The organism is Rothia sp. CCM 9419 (genome assembly GCF_048512815.1).
Taxonomy (GTDB): domain Bacteria; phylum Actinomycetota; class Actinomycetes; order Actinomycetales; family Micrococcaceae; genus Rothia.
Genome location: NZ_JBLXXY010000005.1, coordinates 1 through 16,628, shown reverse-complemented (window position 1 = coordinate 16,628; position 16,628 = coordinate 1). Strand labels below are relative to the sequence as shown.

Here is a 16,628-nt window from a genome sequence, read left to right as displayed (position 1 = left end):
ATGCGTAAACACCAGTCTAAGTGATAAAAAAGGAATATCCTACCTTCCTTACAGTTCTGAAGAATTGATTTTATGAAGGAATTGAAAATTGAGCATAGTTATTAAGAATAGTTCTCAATAAAACTTTGCATGAATGTCTCTCCAAATTATTATGTGGGCCCCGATATAACTGATGTATTGAAAGCAATAACCTTGGAACTTCTCTTAACCCATCAACAACAGGGCCCTGCTCTTGAGGAACGTTCTTCAACCGACGATGGGGTAGCGCTGCTTCGGTAGGTTCTAGTACTCGAATAACAGGAACACCCGCAAACCAACTGTCTTCAGCAATGGAGGAGCGATCTGTTATGACAGCACAAGAACGAGCAAGAAACTCATGAAATTGATGACCATAACAAGTCTCTACCGGAAAATCGATATGATACTTATTGATGGCAGACTCCATATTTGGATGCACAAAAAATACAGGATGAAGCTCCACACCGCGCTCGTCATAAAATTTTTGTGGCAACCAATCTGCTGTCCAGTGATTAACCCAATCTTGAAGATCTTGCCCACTACCATGAGCACATAAACTGCTATCCCATGTAGGGGAAATCAGCACAATATTCCGGTGAGTTTGCTGCTGAATAAGATGATTTAACCTATCAAAACGAGGCAACCCAGAAGCGATGACTTCAGGAGCGCTAATGGTGTAATGAGAACCTTCTGCCAGCAGAAGCTCATTTTCTTCAATCGTGCTGGTTACCATCAAATCAATACGACGAGGATTAAGCCAACGCCAAATCTGATGTCGAATAACACCATGCTGCAAGAACACTAAACACTGGTGCTGACCTAACTTTTGAATGGCAGATACAACTTGCCCATCGCTAATATCACTTAGAAATAAGAATTGTGCTTGTCGCACATACCGAACATACTCTTCACTTTCTACCGCAACAAGGTGATACCCTAGCTCCTCCAAACGCGCCCAATCAGGGGAAGAATAACTCAACACAAAGACGTGCTGAACCTGCGGTGCATGATGCTGAGCATATTGGTAGAAAACTTCTGCATTATCTCCAGCGCGATGCGCCCTATCCATATAAAGCCACAACGGTATCTGGGCGGTATCTTCAAGAACAGAACCCTGATGAGTAATAGATTTCCTCAGATGCCAAAACTTCTGACGCAACTTATAAAGAGTTCTACGAAGCGACACCTTCTGAGAATCCGTTTTAGCATCTATAACAGCTGGTGCTGCCTCTTGCTTTTGAGCTAATCGAGGCAACTGCGGTAATCCCCTATAGGGAGATACCTCATAGACTTCATGATGAACTAGCGCTTGAGACACCAAATCAGAAAACCAAAGGATACGTTCTCGTGCAAACTCCGTATCGTATAGCGTGTGACTAACCCATGTACTGTGTTCGGAAAAGAGTCGGAATCCATCGGACGTCAAAAATTCTTCCTGTCTCAGACTGCCCACAAAAAAATACGTATATTTGCGACTCTTCTGCCATGGGCGTTGCTGATAACGAATGACATAACCATTAAGTATGTTGTCAGTTCGAACGGACTCAGAACATGCTAACAACATCATTCTTCGGTCTAGGCTTAGCGGTGTTAGAGCATAATTTTCTATGGTTTGAGCAGAAAGATAACGAGCGACCTGTCGAATATGCTTAGCACAGCTCTGACGTACTGTCGAGGTAAGCTCTAATGAAGGATGAAAAACCTCTCTGTCAGCTTGAATATACCAACTTAGCTCATAGATGAGGACGTTCTGAAGCCAAATAGGTAACTGACCTGAGCATTGCTTAATCCACTGGTAATAGGCGTGAATAAACGGAAGATGATACTTCTCAGGCATACTCCAAGCACGAGTGCTGAGAGAACCTGAAGAACCGACCGAATAGAGGTATCGGGCGTGGGAACTAAAACCTACTAGCCCTTGTGCTTGTAGAAGATACCGAACAATAAAATCGGCGTCTTCAGAAAACCTAAGTTCAGGGTTGAACTGCATACTATAATCCCTAAGACCTTGTAGAGGGAAAACAGCGCACACTGCTGAAAGACCAATCATGTGAGGATCGTCTTCTAAAGAAACCAAACAATCACCAGAAGCAAAACGATACCGCAAGGGATGTGTATCCTCTACCTGCTGGTTAAGCACCCTTAACGGGCGAGTATGAATGATAGATGGCGGATGACTACTATAATCGAGAAAATCTTTGATTGCTTCAAAATAGTTACTATCGTATGCATCATCGGCGTCAAGAAAAGTCACCCATTCAGAACGAGCGTGCTCTAACCCAATATTGCGAGCAACACTTACCCCACGACAGGCTGGGCTATAGTCTTCTCCCGTATACAACACTTGGACACGATTTTGCTCTACTCCAAGACGACAAGCAACCTGTGCAGTTTGTTCACCGCCATCAACCACAATCAGTACCTGCCCGACGAGGTCACTGGCTAATGCCGAATCTACTGCACGAGAAAGAGTCTCATGGGCGTGAGAAGCTGGAATGATGACGTCAAAGAGCGGATTACTCACCAAGAAGCACCTTACGCCATAGGTGATTGGACTGAACATAGTCGAACCGTGCAGCATATGATGAGGCTTTATCACTTTGCTCTTGCCATGTTCCAGCTTGAACTGTGTGATAGATGAAAGACGCAATATCTTCAGGCTTCTCAAAGACCCAATGGGCACCAAAAATTTCGGTTACACCGGTACGCTGTAAAAAGAGAGGTACCGCACCCGAAGCCATGCCCTCAGCCGCGGCAAGATGGAACGTCTCACGTTCACTGAGGGACAAAATCCAACCAATTTTCGTAAACCACGATTCAACGTTAGCACCAGAAGGCTCAAAAACAATGTGCTCTCTAAGTAATGGATCATCCCCAATCAGACGATATAGCTGACGATAGCCATCGGCTTCTTGCGGGCTATTTTGCCAAATCCATGACTTATTCCACGGAGACTCCCCTCGAAAATGCAGAATAAAACGAGAATCCCATTCAAGAAGCTGACGTAAAATACGGACGGCAAGATGAGGGCGTTTCAACAATGGGGTGTACCCTAACATTCCAAGATGGAACTCAGCATGAGGATCTTTAACACGGTCAAAAGAATGGTAGCTAATACTGTTATTAATAACAGCAACCTGAGAAGGCAACCATCCTAACTCATTAATAAGAGATTCACGATAAAACTCAGATACTGTAAATACTTTATCTACTGCAGAAAGATTTAACTGCTCTATCCATTCAGAACGACTTTCAAAACCATGGAGACGAACAAAGAGTCGTTGTCCTTGACGTTTATGATGCGAATACCAGACCGCGTTACGTCCTGCCCACTCACACAGAATAGTATCTGCCCATTCTAAAGAATCTGCGCTCCTATCATCAACGGGAGGAGTCTCCGAACTCAACTGCCACTGTTGCCGACGTACTTCCACACCTGGAATACGCTGAAGCATATAGACCGCATCAGAAATAAAACGAAAATCATGACTACTGACTAAAATGCGGTGGTTGCTCTGAGAAGTACGAGTTTCCTTGAGCAACGAACGAATAGTGCGCACATCTGAACATAAACGTACCCGACCAGAAACGCCTGGAACAACATATTCCAAAAGAGAGCGTGACGTCTCGTCTGCAACGAAGAGAAGGTCCGAAACGGAGGCGATAGTCTCTAACTTATCAGTAGCATCATCGAAAAGAGCATTTGCTGTGCCAGGTATATCAGGCAGCGCACACATTAGAGGCACATCAAGAGAAGCATCTTGTGCTGCGTAAAAACACAACGTATACCCAACACAAATAACAGCCTGAGCTTGCTCCTGGATACTATGCTGTCGAATCCACTGCCCAATACCTTGAGTGCTTCCTTCATAACGCTGAATCTTATAAGAAATATGATGCCGTTCTAAAGCTGCGGCAAGATCACGAGACATCTGTGTCATCGTCTTCTGTGCAGAAGTGTTTCCTAAAACAATTAGAATATCCATAGCACACTACACCTCCTGCGTAAGATACTGGTCAAGGCGAGATAAAAACCCAGATAAAGGTATCGCATAAGGATCGTTATTGGCCAAAGAATCTAATGAACCAGGGGTTGCTCTACGTAACCGTGACAAAGAACTAGCTAATGTAAAAGAGCGCGCTGGCCGAACATCAAGCTCTGCATTATCAATGAGGATAACGGTAATAAGTTTGCGCTGAGAGAGGTTCGTCAACGTAGATATTTCATCAAAAAGATGCTCACTCCCAGGCGATAATGCACAAGCCCATAGGCCTGTTTCAAAGGCACGAGTTTCAATCACAAAAAAACTAGGAGAAAGAGCGTTCAACACCCCATAAGACCACCCTGGAGACAAGCTCACTAACTCTTCAGAAAAGGTTTCTTGTAATTCTCTACTGACAATACCGACAGCAGTAGCACCTTTCCACCACTCGGGAGCATGACGAAGATTCTGTCCAAAAATCATCTGAGTTAAAGAATCAGAATCACGTTTAATGTTTTCTTCGTTGGAACGATGAACTAGACGCCCTAACGGTACATAAGGTACCGGAAAGCCACGTTCTGATTGGTACTCATGCTCGTCAGTATCTTGGAAAGAGCCCCATAACCAAGACGAAAAACTGCGCCGTGTTTTAGGGGCGTTCACTCTTGGCTCCTCTTCTCAGGATGAGGCAAGAACCCTAGTTCTTGAAGCTGACGGATGATTTCCTGATAAACATCCAAAGTGTAATGAAATGGTGCCTTACCCCATTGGTGGAGGGGCTCTGCGCGCACAGGATAATCGCTCAAATCAACCATATGGAACCCTAACGACTCTAAGAAATCATAGTAACGGGCGTATAGGTTATTTGCTTCTTTAGCTGAAGTTCCCATACTTGATGGCGTTGACTCTCCAGAATCAAAATATTCAGCCCAAGGAACTTTAATGACAACGGTCTTGTCGAAAAGGCGGGCATTCTTAAGGCTTTTGACGAAGTAACCGACACAATACTTCCAGAAATTAAAGTGCCGGTCTGTACCAAAAACAAAGAGGAAAGCTTGCGACACATGCTCTGTCAATTCTGAACCTAACAAGTCACTGGAACGCGTCACCGTTGCACCATTATCAAAACGATATGCGCCATGGCGCTCATCAAAAATATCCCAGATGAGCAGGTCAATATTATCCTTATTGCTGGTGATCTCTTGCCAAGCGTTACCTTGCCAATCGCCTTCAACCATGCGTTGTTGAAACTTAGACGAGAACGACACACCAGAAGGGAAAAGCTCACTAGCATCTCGACTCATCGCAATAACAGATTGACGAGCAACATAATTGAGAATCTTATAATCTTGAGCAGGCACCAGTTCAAAGGTATCCCGCGAAACGCAAGAACCATAGATAAAAGTGCGAATCGGTGTACTGTTCAGCGTCTTGTTCCCTAACTTCTATGAAAAACTAGTACAAGCTACATTAGTAGCAGATTGTTATAAAGTGTAGAACCGTCACTAAGAGAAAACCAATGTCGTCCTCTTCCCACCTTATTGAAGCGATTAATTACGTTAGACGAGCTGCCTGGCATTTACGCACTGGCGGGCGCAAACAGCTTCGAGCTTTCACCACCAGACAACACGTTGTTAAAGGTGCTGACGCTCGACCCCATATTACTCGCTCCTCCCCGCTGAAAACACTCTTTTCAGGGAAGAATCAACACCTAAGACTCGACTTTCCAGAGTTTTCCAGTCCTATAGAACGCACTCCCACCTTCAACGAATATCGTGTAGCCGTCATCCTCGATGATTTTTCAGCTGCAGCATGGGGCTACGAATTTAATACCGTTGCGCTAGACCCCAGCACATGGGAAGAACAACTTAACACGGGAATAGATTTACTTTTTGTCGAATCAGCATGGGCAGGTAATAACGGCGCCTGGCAATACCAACTGACCGGAAAAAATGCTCCCTCAACAGCGTTAAAAGACATCATCAACTATTGCAAGGCGCATCATATTCCCACCATCTTTTGGAATAAAGAAGACCCCCCACACTTTGAAGATTTTCTTCCTACCGCACGATTATTTGATTATGTATTCACCTCAGATGAACGGAAAATTCCTGAATATCAAAAACGGCTAGGGCACCGTAACATCTCTGCGCTCGCCTTTGCCGCACAAAAAGCGATCCATAACCCTGCCCGACCTCCACACGGATTCCACGAACGAGATATTGCCTTCGCCGGAATGTATTTTGCTCATAAATACCCAGAACGTCGTGAACAAATGGACATGCTCCTTGGCGCCGCATATGCGGTTAGCCCTACGATGGATCACGGGCTAGAAATTTTTTCGCGATTCCTCAACGACGACCCAAACTACCAGTTTCCTGAACCTTTTAGCCAAAAAATAGTTGGATCACTTTCGTACGCAAAAATGTTAACCGCGTATAAGGCGTATAAAGTCTTTCTAAACGTCAACTCTGTTACTGACTCACCGAGTATGTGTGCCCGACGAGTTTTTGAAATTACAGCTTCTGGAACGCCCGTACTAACGACTCATTCAGAGGCTATACCGCGCTTCTTTACCGATGAAGAAGTACCTATCGCGACTACCCAAAAACAAGCAGAATATATGCTCAAAGCACTGGTAAACTCTCCAGAGCTCAATGACCGTACGGTGCACCTTGCACAACGAAAAATCTGGTCTGCACACACCTACACTCACCGTGCTATGCAAGTATTGCAAGCTGCTGGGAAAACACCTCAACAACACCCACACCAACTACCTGAGACAACCGTTATTGTTTCAACGAACAGACCCGGACATATCGACCACGTATTTAAAACTGTTGCTAGCTTTTCGCCAGTTCCAGTACAACTTAACCTACTCACTCACGGGTTTGACGTACCAACACCACAGCTTCAAGCTAAAGCACGCGACTACGGAATAGAACTGCAAATACTACGAGCAGACTCAACGCTCTCTCTGGGAGAATGTTTAAACCAACTAGTGCGTAGCGCAGATGGAAAAATTATCACAAAAGTCGACGATGACGACCTCTACGGTGAACACTATCTTCAAGATATGCTTTTTGCTCTTGCTTATTCTGGTGCAGACATCGTCGGTAAACAGGCACACTATATGCATCTTCAGGCGCATAACGCGACGTTGCTACGCAACCCAGAACGCGAGCATAAATACACGAACTTCGTGATGGGGCCAACCATTACAGGCACTCGCGAAGTATTTCTTGAACACCCATTTCCTGCTGGAAATCGGGGTGAAGATACGGGCTTCTTATCGTCTGTGCATCAAGATGGGGGAGTGATTTACTCTTCGGATAGGTTTAACTTCTTGCAAATGCGCAGTGGCGATGCCAGCTCTCATGCGTGGAATGTTGAAGACCGCGAGTTATTGGCACAATCTCCGCTACGTTTTTATGGGAAAGGATTAGAACACCTGATGTTCTAATCCCTCAATATATGAGGATGGAAATATATGGAATATGTAGATGACCTTGACGCTATGAATCGTGAAGGAATATACCTTGTACAACAGCAAAGTTGTAGAGGTTTGCCAAACTTTCAAGAGGCCTATAAAGACTCGATTGTAGAAGTATTTGATTTTGGGAAAGTACTTTTTCAAAGGCTCACTGTCGTATCTAAAAAGAATAAGGTGTACGCACGATTCGGCGAGCAGAAAAAACCAAAAATTATTGGGTGGACAGCGCTAAATAGCTATAAAAAAGGAAAACTTCCACAACCCAAAATACGTTGGAACTCTTGGGAAAAGTATTTTACTGAAGAGGAACATACGGGTGCAAAGACCGTCATACCTAAAGAATCGTTGAGTTTATCAGGTAAACATCTTATTCTTCAACAGAATATTAGTGCCCGTAAAGGAGGAAAGATAGGAACTGGTGGGAGAGCTGCTATTGCTCTTCGCTTTGACGATGGAGCTTTAGAGTTCAAAGAGATGGCACTATCTCTCCTCGAGAAATATGCTTTCCCTTTTACACGAGTTACTACCTCAAACCGAGTGGGTGAGAATTCTAAAGAAAAAGATACTTTTGAAAGTATCCAGAATTACGTTATTCACCATGGTGGAGAAGTCTGGAACCACGGAGTGACTCATACCGATGCCCCTCATGAGAAGCTACGCTACGAGATTCTTGGTGGCCGTAATAAACTGCGGAGACAAATGCCACGTATCCCCATAGACTGTTTTGCTCCTCCTGGTGGGGACAGCATAAAGTACGAAGGCCATATGCCTTCAGATTCCCCTGAAAAATGGGGGGATAGTTATGCTGGAAAACTTATCCTCGAAAATCATGGTTTAGCATCCGGGTATCTACGAAATAGTTATTTTCGCCCTCTTGATGGAATTATGCGAGATGGCCAGACACATTACTCCCTAGACTCCTATAATTTTTTGAGAGCACGAGACCTCATCAATAGAGCTGTTGAATGGAAGATGGGGGTGGTTTTAATGTGGCATATGAATTCTGTTGGACAAGAGAAAAAGATGTCTTTTACAGACTTCAAGAAGACACTCGAATATATTGCTCAGCTGCGTGATCAAGGCGCACTTATGGTTCTAACTGTTTCAGGATTAGGAGTCGCTGATCGTTCGATATGTTACCGTGATAACATTCTTCCAATTTCGTCTGGGAATCCCTTCAGAACGACCATTACCCATTCTAAGTATCGTCAAAACGTATCTGGTTCTACGCGTGAACTAAGCGCACAAGTAAATGCAACACCTGGAAGTAAAGTTATGTCTAGGATTGGGGAATCAAGGAAATACCATGAGGTTCCAGAATCCGGAACATTCTATCTCCGCCATGTAGCAACAATACCTCTAGACGAACAAAACATTGTCGTGGAAATTGATGCTGACGCAGAAGACGTTAAGCTTCTTGCCGTATAGAGAACATATAGCTGAGGGGTGCTCACCTCAAAAGACGTGAGCACCCCTCATCCTATATTTTTTAGGTAGCTAGTATCTAGCCTTGAGCTACCTCGCCAAAATACTGTGGCATGGTATTTTCCCAACGTTCACGTAGCTGATTGAGTGGAACAACAACCTGCTGAAAATCAAGATTTTCAGAAGCCGCATCAACGACGCCGATACGTGCAAAAGGATAATTTCGTGCCGTGCACATATCTTTGAAACGTACTTCTTCGGAGCGCGGAACAGACACAATAACACGTCCGGTAGATTCCGAGAACAGCGTCGTAAACAAATCGACGCCATCTCGTTCAGCAACTTCACTAAGACCAATACGAGCGCCAACATTAAAACGTAAGCAGGCTTCAGCTACAGCGGCAGCAATACCACCAGAGGAGACATCGTGGGCAGCGTCAATCATGCCATCACGAGACATGTTCACCAGCATGTCACCTAAAAGTTTTTCTTGAGCTAGATTAACTTGAGGAGGCATGCCACCAAGGTGTCCGCAATACCGCGCCCACTCAGAACCATCTAATTCATCACGGGTGGTGCCAAGAAGGTAGATTGCTTGCCCATCATGTTCTTGTTGCCACCCAGAAGGCACACGACGGGTTACGTCGTCCATGACGCCCATCATGGCAATAACGGGGGTTGGTTTGATAGCTTGCCCAGAAGTCTGGTTGTAGAGGGAGACGTTTCCTCCGGTCACGGGGACGCCTAGTTCTTGACAACCATCGGCCAGTCCGCGGACTGATTCTACGAACTGCCACATAATATCAGGGTCTTCTGGGGATCCGAAGTTGAGGCAATCTGAAACAGCAACAGGGCGAGCGCCTACAGTGCATACGTTACGATATGCTTCTGCTAGAGCGATTTGTGAGCCTGTATAAGGGTCAAGATAGCTAAATCGTGGAGAAGAATCTGTTGCTAGGGCAACACCTGCACCGGTCTGCTCATCAACACGAATGACACCAGAATCATCAGGTTGCGATAACGCTGTATTACCCTGAACATACCGGTCGTATTGGTTTGTAATCCAACTCTTTGAACACATATTAGGGCTTGCCATGAAGTCAATAATGGCTTCGGCAAGGTTCTCTTGGGTGGGGCGTTGAGCGTCCTCCGCAGAGCCTGTAAAGTGTTGGGACTGTACTTCGTCTTGCCAATCAGGGCGGGCATAGGGGCGTTCATAGGTAGGCCCATCATGGGCAACAGTTTTAGGGTCTACATCGACAATGATTTCGCCGTCCCATTCAATGATGAGGCGACCAGTATCGGTTACCTCACCTAGAATTGAGTACTCAACGTCCCATTTGTGCATAATCTGCTCAAAACGTTCTAGATTTTCTGGGGTGACAACGGCCATCATGCGCTCTTGAGATTCTGACATGAGAATCTCTCCTGGGGTGAGGGTCGGATCACGTAATAGAACTTTTGTGAGGTCTACGTGCATGCCGCCTTCACCATTGGATGCGAGTTCGCTTGTTGCACAAGAAATACCGGCTGCGCCAAGGTCTTGAATGCCTTCAACGACAGAGCCTTTGAAAAGTTCTAGGCAACATTCGATGAGTACTTTCTCGGCGAAAGGGTCTCCTACCTGAACTGCTGGTCGTTTTGAGGGTTTAGTGTCGTCAAAAGATTCTGAGGCGAGTACCGATGCCCCACCAATACCGTCTCCACCGGTGCGTGCGCCGAAGAGAATCACTTTATTGCCTACACCAGAAGCATTAGCGAGGCGGATATCTTCATGGCGCATAATGCCAACAGCAAGAGCGTTGACTAGGGGGTTTGCTTGGTAACAGGAGTCGAATTCTACTTCGCCACCGATATTAGGTAGCCCCAAAGAGTTGCCGTATCCGCCGATACCTGAGACAACACCTGGTAGAACTCGTTGAGTGTCGGGGTGGTCAATAGCGCCAAAACGTAGTGGATCCATGACAGCTACAGGTCGGGCACCCATTGAAATAATGTCACGGACGATACCGCCAATACCGGTTGCTGCACCTTGATATGGTTCGACATAGGAAGGATGGTTATGCGACTCAATTTTGAAGGTGACTGCCCAACCATTGCCGATGTTTGTCACACCGGCGTTTTCTCCCATACCAACCATGAGGTCTTGGGTCATTTCTTCGGTGACTTTTTGTCCGAATTGTTTAAGGTGAATCTTGGAAGATTTATAGGAACAATGTTCAGACCACATAACAGAATACATGGCTAATTCTGCTGCGGTGGGGCGTCGTCCAAGGAGTGCAACGATGTCGTTGAACTCGTTTTCTTTGAGACCAAGTTCAGCCCACGGCAGTTGTGTATTGGGGGTTGCCGCAGCATTTTCTACGGTGTCTAGGTTGAATTGCTTATCGCTCATGAGTAGGTAGATCCTTGTGGTAAACCATCGAAGAAGACTTCTCTGCGATGGGTAAGAAACTGAACTAAGGGTGTGTAACGAGTGTGCTCAAAACGGAGGAGAAGACCCCTAGCCCGTCAGCGCCACCACGTAGGGTGCGGCTTCCATCACCGGAGGAGGAGGGCCCAAAACCTGGTTCTACAGCGTGTTCGGGGTGTGGCATGAGTCCAACGACGTTACCTCGTTCGTTGCAGATACCAGCGATGTTGTTACGTGAACCGTTGGGGTTTACGTCAACATAGCGGAAGACGATACGTCCTTGGTTTTCTAGTTCTTCAAGAGTTTTAGGGTCTGCAACGTATTGACCATCTTGGTTTTTGAGTGGGACCACTATTTCTTGACCGGCCTCATAATGCCGTGTCCATGGGGTGGTGTTATTTTCGATTCGTAGTGTTTGGTCTCGGCAGATAAACTTTCGATGATCATTTTTAATCATGGACCCTGGTAGTAGGTGTGATTCGGTGAGAATCTGGAAGCCGTTGCAGATACCTAGCACGGGTAGTGCCTGTGTGGATTGTGCGGCGTCGATAACTTTTTCCATGACGGCGGCTTTCGCTGCGATGGCGCCAGCGCGCAGGTAGTCTCCATATGAAAAACCGCCGGGAACGATGACTGCGTCAACCTGATGTAGGTTGGCTTCATCGTGCCACAGCGGTACGGGTGTTCCACCGGCGAGTGTTACTGCTCGCATAGCGTCTCTGTCGTCAAGTGTTCCAGGGAATGTGATAACGCCTACGCGAACGTCTTTGAGTTGTTCTTCTGGTGCAGGTGTTGTGAAATCTCCGATGAGGGGTGTTTCGTGTGCGCTAAGAGACTCAACCATGTTTGTTTAGTCCTCCACTACCGAAACGTTGACAACATCTTCGATGACGGGGTTTGAAAGTAGCTCCTGAGCAGCTTGTTGAGCCTGTTGGAGGAGTTCTTCAGTAACTTCGCCGGAGACGGATAGTTCAAAGCGTTTCCCTTGTCGGACATCTGTGAATTGGGTGAGTCCGATACGGGGTAGTTCGTTGGCGATGGCTTTACCTTGAGGGTCAAGGATTTCTGGTTTGAGCATAACGTCGACGACAATACGGGCCATTGGGGTGAGCACTCCTTGAGTGTACGTAAATAAATATGTGAGCCGAGTATCATTTTAGCCTATGGATAGGACAATTGGACCCCACGTTATGAGAAATACTAAAGCACTCACACCCGAGTAGTATTCTCCCTAATGAGAAGGGAAAACGTCGGGTATGAGTGCTTTCGTAATATAAAAATATATTTTAGCGGTGAATTTGCTCGGTGAAATAGTCCAGCATGACTGGTCCTTCGAGCTGCCAGCCCTGATCCGTTCTAATCAGCGAGAAATTATAGTTCTCTTCGGGGTTAGACATATCGACAAAGCGTGCGTTAACGTCGTTAGCCTTGCTGGTGATGTTGCTGAGCGTGACTTTGTTATCGCCGTTGAAGTCTACTTCGGTGTTATCTGCAGCTTGGAAATCATAGTAGCGGTAGTTGCTGTCGTTGACGCCGTTGCTCACATCTGCCAAAAGCATGAAAAGTGCAAGCTGGTCAGCGGTATTCATGCCGGTGGTGTCTACACGAGATGCGTAGGGGGCAGTGTTCTTAACATCCTCAAGGATGGGGATGAGCTTCTCTTCAGGAGTGTGTTCTAGTAGCTCACGGTAAGGTGTTTTGGCGTTAGCGCGAGACTTGATGTCATTAGATAACGCTGTGGAGACTTTGTCGGAAAGATTTTTCTTAGCTGCTGCAGAGCCGGCAAGGCCTTGCGAATACATATCTTCGATGATGGCGTTAATCGCTTGGAAACCGGCAGCTTCTGCATCTTTTTTAGCCTGTTCGTAAGCTAGTTCTTCAGGGGTTGGCCCTTCAGGTGTTTCTTCTTGAGCAGGTTCTGTTGTCTCAGGTTCGGCTGGTTTTTCTTCAACTACGGTAGGGGTTGGTGTTGGCTTTTCACTAGGTGTGGGGGTCGCCGAAGGTGTTGCTGATGGTGTTGGGGTTGCCGTAGCTGATGGGGTCGCGCTGGGCGTGCTGCTAGGAGTCGAGCTAGAGGCCGCAGAGGAAGCCGTGCTATTTTGAGCGCCACAAGCGCTGAGGGCAAGAAGTCCTGTGAGAGCTGCACAGGTAATAAATTTTTTGGACATAGTTCTCAATCGGTAGAAGTGGTACATGAAGTTAACAGTAGAAATGTGACTACGAAAAGACGCGTTGCACTTCTTAATATTTCAGTCTTTTTACATCATACTGGCGCGTGAGGACTCTTGGGGCTGTCGTAGCTGTGATTTCCCTGTCGTTTGGATAAGTTCTGAAATATATATCGGTGATAACTTTAGCGTGCAGAGCAGGTCGAGGAAGAGCTCTCTACATGCATGGATAGACGGTATCGGTCTGCACGATATGTAGATACAGTATGTTCTATCGGAAACTTTATGTCATCAATGAGCGTATAGGAATACCGGTGAAAGATGAGTACCGGTTCGCGAGGTGATATCTCTAAAAGGTGAGCTAAATCTTCTGACGGTTTGCCTGCTTCAACCGTTTGTTGCGCTCCAACTACTGGGGTGCCAGAACTCGAGAAGAGCTCATAGAGAGAAGACGTAAGGTCGCTATGAACAAAGGGTTGAGCAATATCTTCTGGAATCCAACTTTGATCAACAGAGACAGGAAGCCCATTTCCTAAGCGAAGACGTTTAAGGTGGAGCAAGCGTTGTGTTTGTGGGAAGAATTTTTGAAGATTCTCTGGTGGTTCTTCCCAATACGCGTCAATGACTTTGGTGCCAGGTGTCATCCCTGCGTTGCGTATGTCCTCGTGGAAAGATGCGAGGTGTAGATGTGATTGAACGCGTCCGTGCGAGACAAAAGTGCCTTTACCGTGAACTCTTACTAATAGCCCAGCTTGGACAAGTTCAGAGATAGCACGTCGAACGGTAATTCGAGAGACCCCAAACTTTTGCTCGAGAAAACGCTCTCCGGGGAGGCAATCTCCAGAACGATAGTTGGAGTGTATGAGCTCTTCTAACTGCGCACGGACGCGTTCATGTTTCAACATAAGAGTATTCTCGAAGAATAGTTCTAGGAAGACAACTGTAAAACGACGGTTTCTGTAGAGAGCGTAGAGTTTTCTACTGGAACCAGCGTGCATTGTGTAGGTTTAAGCGCGACGACTGGGCACATCAAAGATTTTGCTTCTTTGAGGGCGCTGGCATCAACCTTCATAAGTTTTTGCCCGCGTGTAACGCTGTCTTTTTCTTGAACAAAGTGTTCAAAGCCTTCACCTGCAAACTCTACGGTGTCAATACCGACGTGAACGAGTAACGCTTCCCCTGTTGAAGCTGCGATGACAAATGCGTGAGGCATGAGTTTGAGAATCGCGCCGTCAAACGGGGCCTTAACCTCGAAGGTTTCGTCGTCTTCAATTGTCGGTTCGATGGCGATGCCTTCGCCAACAATTTTTTGGGAAAATACCTCATCTGGTACGTCTGAGAGGCTTTTGAGTTCGCCAGCGCATGGCGCATAGACGTCGAGGAGCTGTGTCATGGTAAGTCTCCTTCTTCTGGAGGTTTATGTATATGGGGTTTAGAGAAGGTCTTGAATGTCTTCTGCCAAGGTGTCGGCTACTGGTCCTACAACAACCTGAACTGCTGATCCAAGAACGACGACTCCGTGAACTCCCATTGCTTTGAGGGCGTCTTGGTTTACGGCTTCGGCGTCGTCAACTTCTACGCGAAGGCGGGTGATGCAACCTTCAATTTCTTCGACGTTATCTGCTCCGCCGAGTGCTTCTAGAATTTTTTCTGCATCAAACATGATGTTTTCCTAACTGAGGTTGGAGTGGTTATGGGTGATCTAAGAACTTTATCCTCGATATTCTCTTGGCAGGTTCTTCATCATGAACTATAGTATCTTATATCACTGGTTATAAACAGTACCAGAGGTCATACACACATCAATAACTCCCTACCCCCTATCAAGGAGGACCCATGTCGACCCCGGCGACAACGGAACGAAAAAGTCTGAAAGACGGAAAATCCATGAAAGTCTTACAGCGTTTTGGGCGTTCTCTTATGCTTCCCATCGCAGCGCTTCCAGCAGCTGCCCTTCTTCTACGCCTCGGACAAAAAGACCTTCTCGGCGCACTTCCTGGTATGCAAGATGTAGCAAGCGTCATCGGCGCTGCAGGTGGAGCACTCTTCGAAAATTTGCCTCTCCTCTTTGCTATTGGCATTAGCTTCGGGTTTGCGAAAAAAGGTGACGGATCTACCGCGCTAGCAGCAGCTGTCGGATACGTCGTCCTTAACAACGTCTTCACCGCAATGTCTCCTATCATGCTTGGAGCAGCAGCTGAAGGCGCCGAACAAGAAAAAATTAACTACGGTGTTCTTGGCGGTATCGTTATTGGTATTACCGCAGCACTACTCTGGCAAAAATTCCACCGCACCAAACTCCCCGACTGGCTCGGATTCTTTGGCGGACGTCGACTTGTCCCAATCCTCACCTCCTTCGCCGCCATCGTCCTTGGTGTGCTTATGAGCCTCCTATACCCTGCTTTTGACGCAGTTCTTAAGAGCGTCGGTGAAGCCGTTTACGCAAACGCGATTATCGGCTCTGGTATTTACGGCTTCCTGAACCGTATGCTCATTCCCGTTGGTCTCCACCACATCCTTAACTCCATCGTCTGGTTCCTCATCGGCGATTACAACGGTGTACAAGGCGACCTTAACCGATTCTTCGCTGGTGACCCTACTGCTGGTGTCTTCATGACAGGATTCTTCCCCATCATGATGTTCGCACTACCAGCAGCAGCACTAGCCATCTGGCAAGAAGCAAAACCATCACAGAAGAAACTCATCGGAGGCGTTATGCTCTCCACCGGTATCACCGCACTCCTCACCGGTATTACCGAACCTCTTGAATTCTCCTTCATGTTCGTTGCTTGGCCACTCTACGTTATCCACGCAGTCTTTACCGGAACGGCCATGATGCTGACCAACGCATTAGGTATCCATGCCGGATTCGGATTCTCTGCAGGAGCCATCGACTACCTCCTCAACTTCGGTATTTCGCAAAACTCCATCTGGATTATCCCTATCGGTTTGTGCTACGCCGTTATCTACTACTTCACCTTCCGTTTCGTTATCCGTAAATGGAATCTACGAACCCCCGGTCGTGAAGAAGAAGCAGACGTAAACACTCCTAACGCATAAACGTCAAAACAACTAACGCTCCAAAAAAGGGGGGGGTGGGGGGGGGGGCCACGAGAAGTTGGGGACCC

General features: G+C 46.6%; 14 protein-coding genes. 3 read left to right on the top strand and 11 right to left on the bottom strand.

Features of this window, described 5'->3' with window-relative positions; all coding sequences use genetic code 11:
* Window positions 1-70: 70 nt before the first annotated feature.
* From ACN08W_RS05535 to ACN08W_RS05520, 4 genes are read right to left on the bottom strand one after another with little or no spacing between them, the layout of a single operon-like run.
* Entirely contained in the window at window positions 71-2,542 is a 2,472-nt protein-coding gene (locus ACN08W_RS05535; RefSeq protein WP_419108991.1) for a bifunctional glycosyltransferase/CDP-glycerol:glycerophosphate glycerophosphotransferase, read from the bottom strand.
* Complete coding sequence (locus ACN08W_RS05530; protein ID WP_419103847.1) at window positions 2,535-4,004, bottom strand: hypothetical protein; 1,470 nt, start codon at window positions 4,002-4,004, stop codon at window positions 2,535-2,537. Before ACN08W_RS05530 ends, ACN08W_RS05535 begins: the two co-directional genes overlap by 8 nt.
* Before the next feature lie 6 nt (window positions 4,005-4,010).
* On the bottom strand, window positions 4,011-4,664 hold the full coding sequence (locus ACN08W_RS05525) for a hypothetical protein (protein WP_419103846.1): 654 nt from the start codon (window positions 4,662-4,664) through the stop codon (window positions 4,011-4,013).
* A complete protein-coding gene (locus ACN08W_RS05520) occupies window positions 4,661-5,401 on the bottom strand; it encodes a DUF6270 domain-containing protein (RefSeq protein WP_419103867.1) in 741 nt (246 codons plus the stop codon). Before ACN08W_RS05520 ends, ACN08W_RS05525 begins: the two co-directional genes overlap by 4 nt.
* Window positions 5,402-5,520: 119 nt before the next feature.
* Here ACN08W_RS05520 and ACN08W_RS05515 point away from each other — a divergent pair, with 119 nt between their 5' ends.
* Both ACN08W_RS05515 and ACN08W_RS05510 read left to right on the top strand, forming a co-directional pair.
* Entirely contained in the window at window positions 5,521-7,464 is a 1,944-nt protein-coding gene (locus tag ACN08W_RS05515; RefSeq protein ID WP_419108990.1) for a glycosyltransferase family protein, read from the top strand.
* A 27-nt stretch (window positions 7,465-7,491) separates the two neighbouring features.
* The gene (locus ACN08W_RS05510; protein ID WP_419108989.1) at window positions 7,492-8,922 is read left to right on the top strand and encodes a polysaccharide deacetylase family protein; all 1,431 of its coding nucleotides are present in this window, start codon (window positions 7,492-7,494) and stop codon (window positions 8,920-8,922) included.
* A 76-nt stretch (window positions 8,923-8,998) separates the two neighbouring features.
* On the opposite strand, the gene purL is transcribed toward ACN08W_RS05510, so the two are convergent.
* From purL to ACN08W_RS05475, 7 genes are all read right to left on the bottom strand, one after another.
* Window positions 8,999-11,314 (bottom strand): phosphoribosylformylglycinamidine synthase subunit PurL, encoded by a 2,316-nt coding sequence (gene purL, locus ACN08W_RS05505; RefSeq protein WP_419108988.1) that lies wholly within the window; start codon window positions 11,312-11,314, stop codon window positions 8,999-9,001.
* 64 nt (window positions 11,315-11,378) lie between these two features.
* Window positions 11,379-12,176, bottom strand: coding sequence for a phosphoribosylformylglycinamidine synthase subunit PurQ (gene purQ / locus ACN08W_RS05500; RefSeq protein WP_419102330.1), 798 nt, complete (start codon window positions 12,174-12,176; stop codon window positions 11,379-11,381).
* 6 nt (window positions 12,177-12,182) lie between these two features.
* A complete protein-coding gene (gene purS, locus ACN08W_RS05495) occupies window positions 12,183-12,434 on the bottom strand; it encodes a phosphoribosylformylglycinamidine synthase subunit PurS (RefSeq protein WP_419102331.1) in 252 nt (83 codons plus the stop codon).
* A gap of 184 nt (window positions 12,435-12,618) precedes the next feature.
* Complete coding sequence (locus tag ACN08W_RS05490; protein ID WP_419108987.1) at window positions 12,619-13,500, bottom strand: hypothetical protein; 882 nt, start codon at window positions 13,498-13,500, stop codon at window positions 12,619-12,621.
* A gap of 185 nt (window positions 13,501-13,685) precedes the next feature.
* Window positions 13,686-14,405 carry a GntR family transcriptional regulator gene (locus ACN08W_RS05485; protein WP_419103842.1) on the bottom strand — a complete coding sequence of 240 codons (720 nt, stop codon included), beginning with the start codon at window positions 14,403-14,405 and terminating at the stop codon, window positions 13,686-13,688.
* 23 nt (window positions 14,406-14,428) lie between these two features.
* Window positions 14,429-14,893, bottom strand: a complete 465-nt coding sequence (locus ACN08W_RS05480; protein ID WP_419103841.1) for a PTS sugar transporter subunit IIA — start codon at window positions 14,891-14,893, stop codon at window positions 14,429-14,431.
* Between the two features lie 39 nt (window positions 14,894-14,932).
* Complete coding sequence (locus ACN08W_RS05475; protein WP_419102335.1) at window positions 14,933-15,163, bottom strand: glucose PTS transporter subunit EIIB; 231 nt, start codon at window positions 15,161-15,163, stop codon at window positions 14,933-14,935.
* Between the two features lie 173 nt (window positions 15,164-15,336).
* Between ACN08W_RS05475 and ACN08W_RS05470 the strand changes: the two genes are divergently transcribed.
* Window positions 15,337-16,560 (top strand): PTS transporter subunit EIIC, encoded by a 1,224-nt coding sequence (locus ACN08W_RS05470; RefSeq protein WP_419103840.1) that lies wholly within the window; start codon window positions 15,337-15,339, stop codon window positions 16,558-16,560.
* Window positions 16,561-16,628: the final 68 nt, after the last annotated feature.

Bases quoted from the DNA above. Each gene is read 5' to 3' on its own strand.
- ACN08W_RS05530 (WP_419103847.1), bottom strand. From the start codon at position 4,004: ATGGATATTCTAATTGTTTTAGGAAACACTTCTGCACAGAAGACGATG.
- ACN08W_RS05515 (WP_419108990.1), top strand. From the start codon at position 5,521: ATGTCGTCCTCTTCCCACCTTATTGAAGCGATTAATTACGTTAGACGA.
- ACN08W_RS05510 (WP_419108989.1), top strand. From the start codon at position 7,492: ATGGAATATGTAGATGACCTTGACGCTATGAATCGTGAAGGAATATAC.
- purL (WP_419108988.1), bottom strand. From the start codon at position 11,314: ATGAGCGATAAGCAATTCAACCTAGACACCGTAGAAAATGCTGCGGCA.
- purQ (WP_419102330.1), bottom strand. From the start codon at position 12,176: ATGGTTGAGTCTCTTAGCGCACACGAAACACCCCTCATCGGAGATTTC.
- purS (WP_419102331.1), bottom strand. From the start codon at position 12,434: ATGGCCCGTATTGTCGTCGACGTTATGCTCAAACCAGAAATCCTTGAC.
- ACN08W_RS05490 (WP_419108987.1), bottom strand. From the start codon at position 13,500: ATGTCCAAAAAATTTATTACCTGTGCAGCTCTCACAGGACTTCTTGCC.
- ACN08W_RS05485 (WP_419103842.1), bottom strand. From the start codon at position 14,405: ATGTTGAAACATGAACGCGTCCGTGCGCAGTTAGAAGAGCTCATACAC.
- ACN08W_RS05480 (WP_419103841.1), bottom strand. From the start codon at position 14,893: ATGACACAGCTCCTCGACGTCTATGCGCCATGCGCTGGCGAACTCAAA.
- ACN08W_RS05475 (WP_419102335.1), bottom strand. From the start codon at position 15,163: ATGTTTGATGCAGAAAAAATTCTAGAAGCACTCGGCGGAGCAGATAAC.
- ACN08W_RS05470 (WP_419103840.1), top strand. From the start codon at position 15,337: ATGTCGACCCCGGCGACAACGGAACGAAAAAGTCTGAAAGACGGAAAA.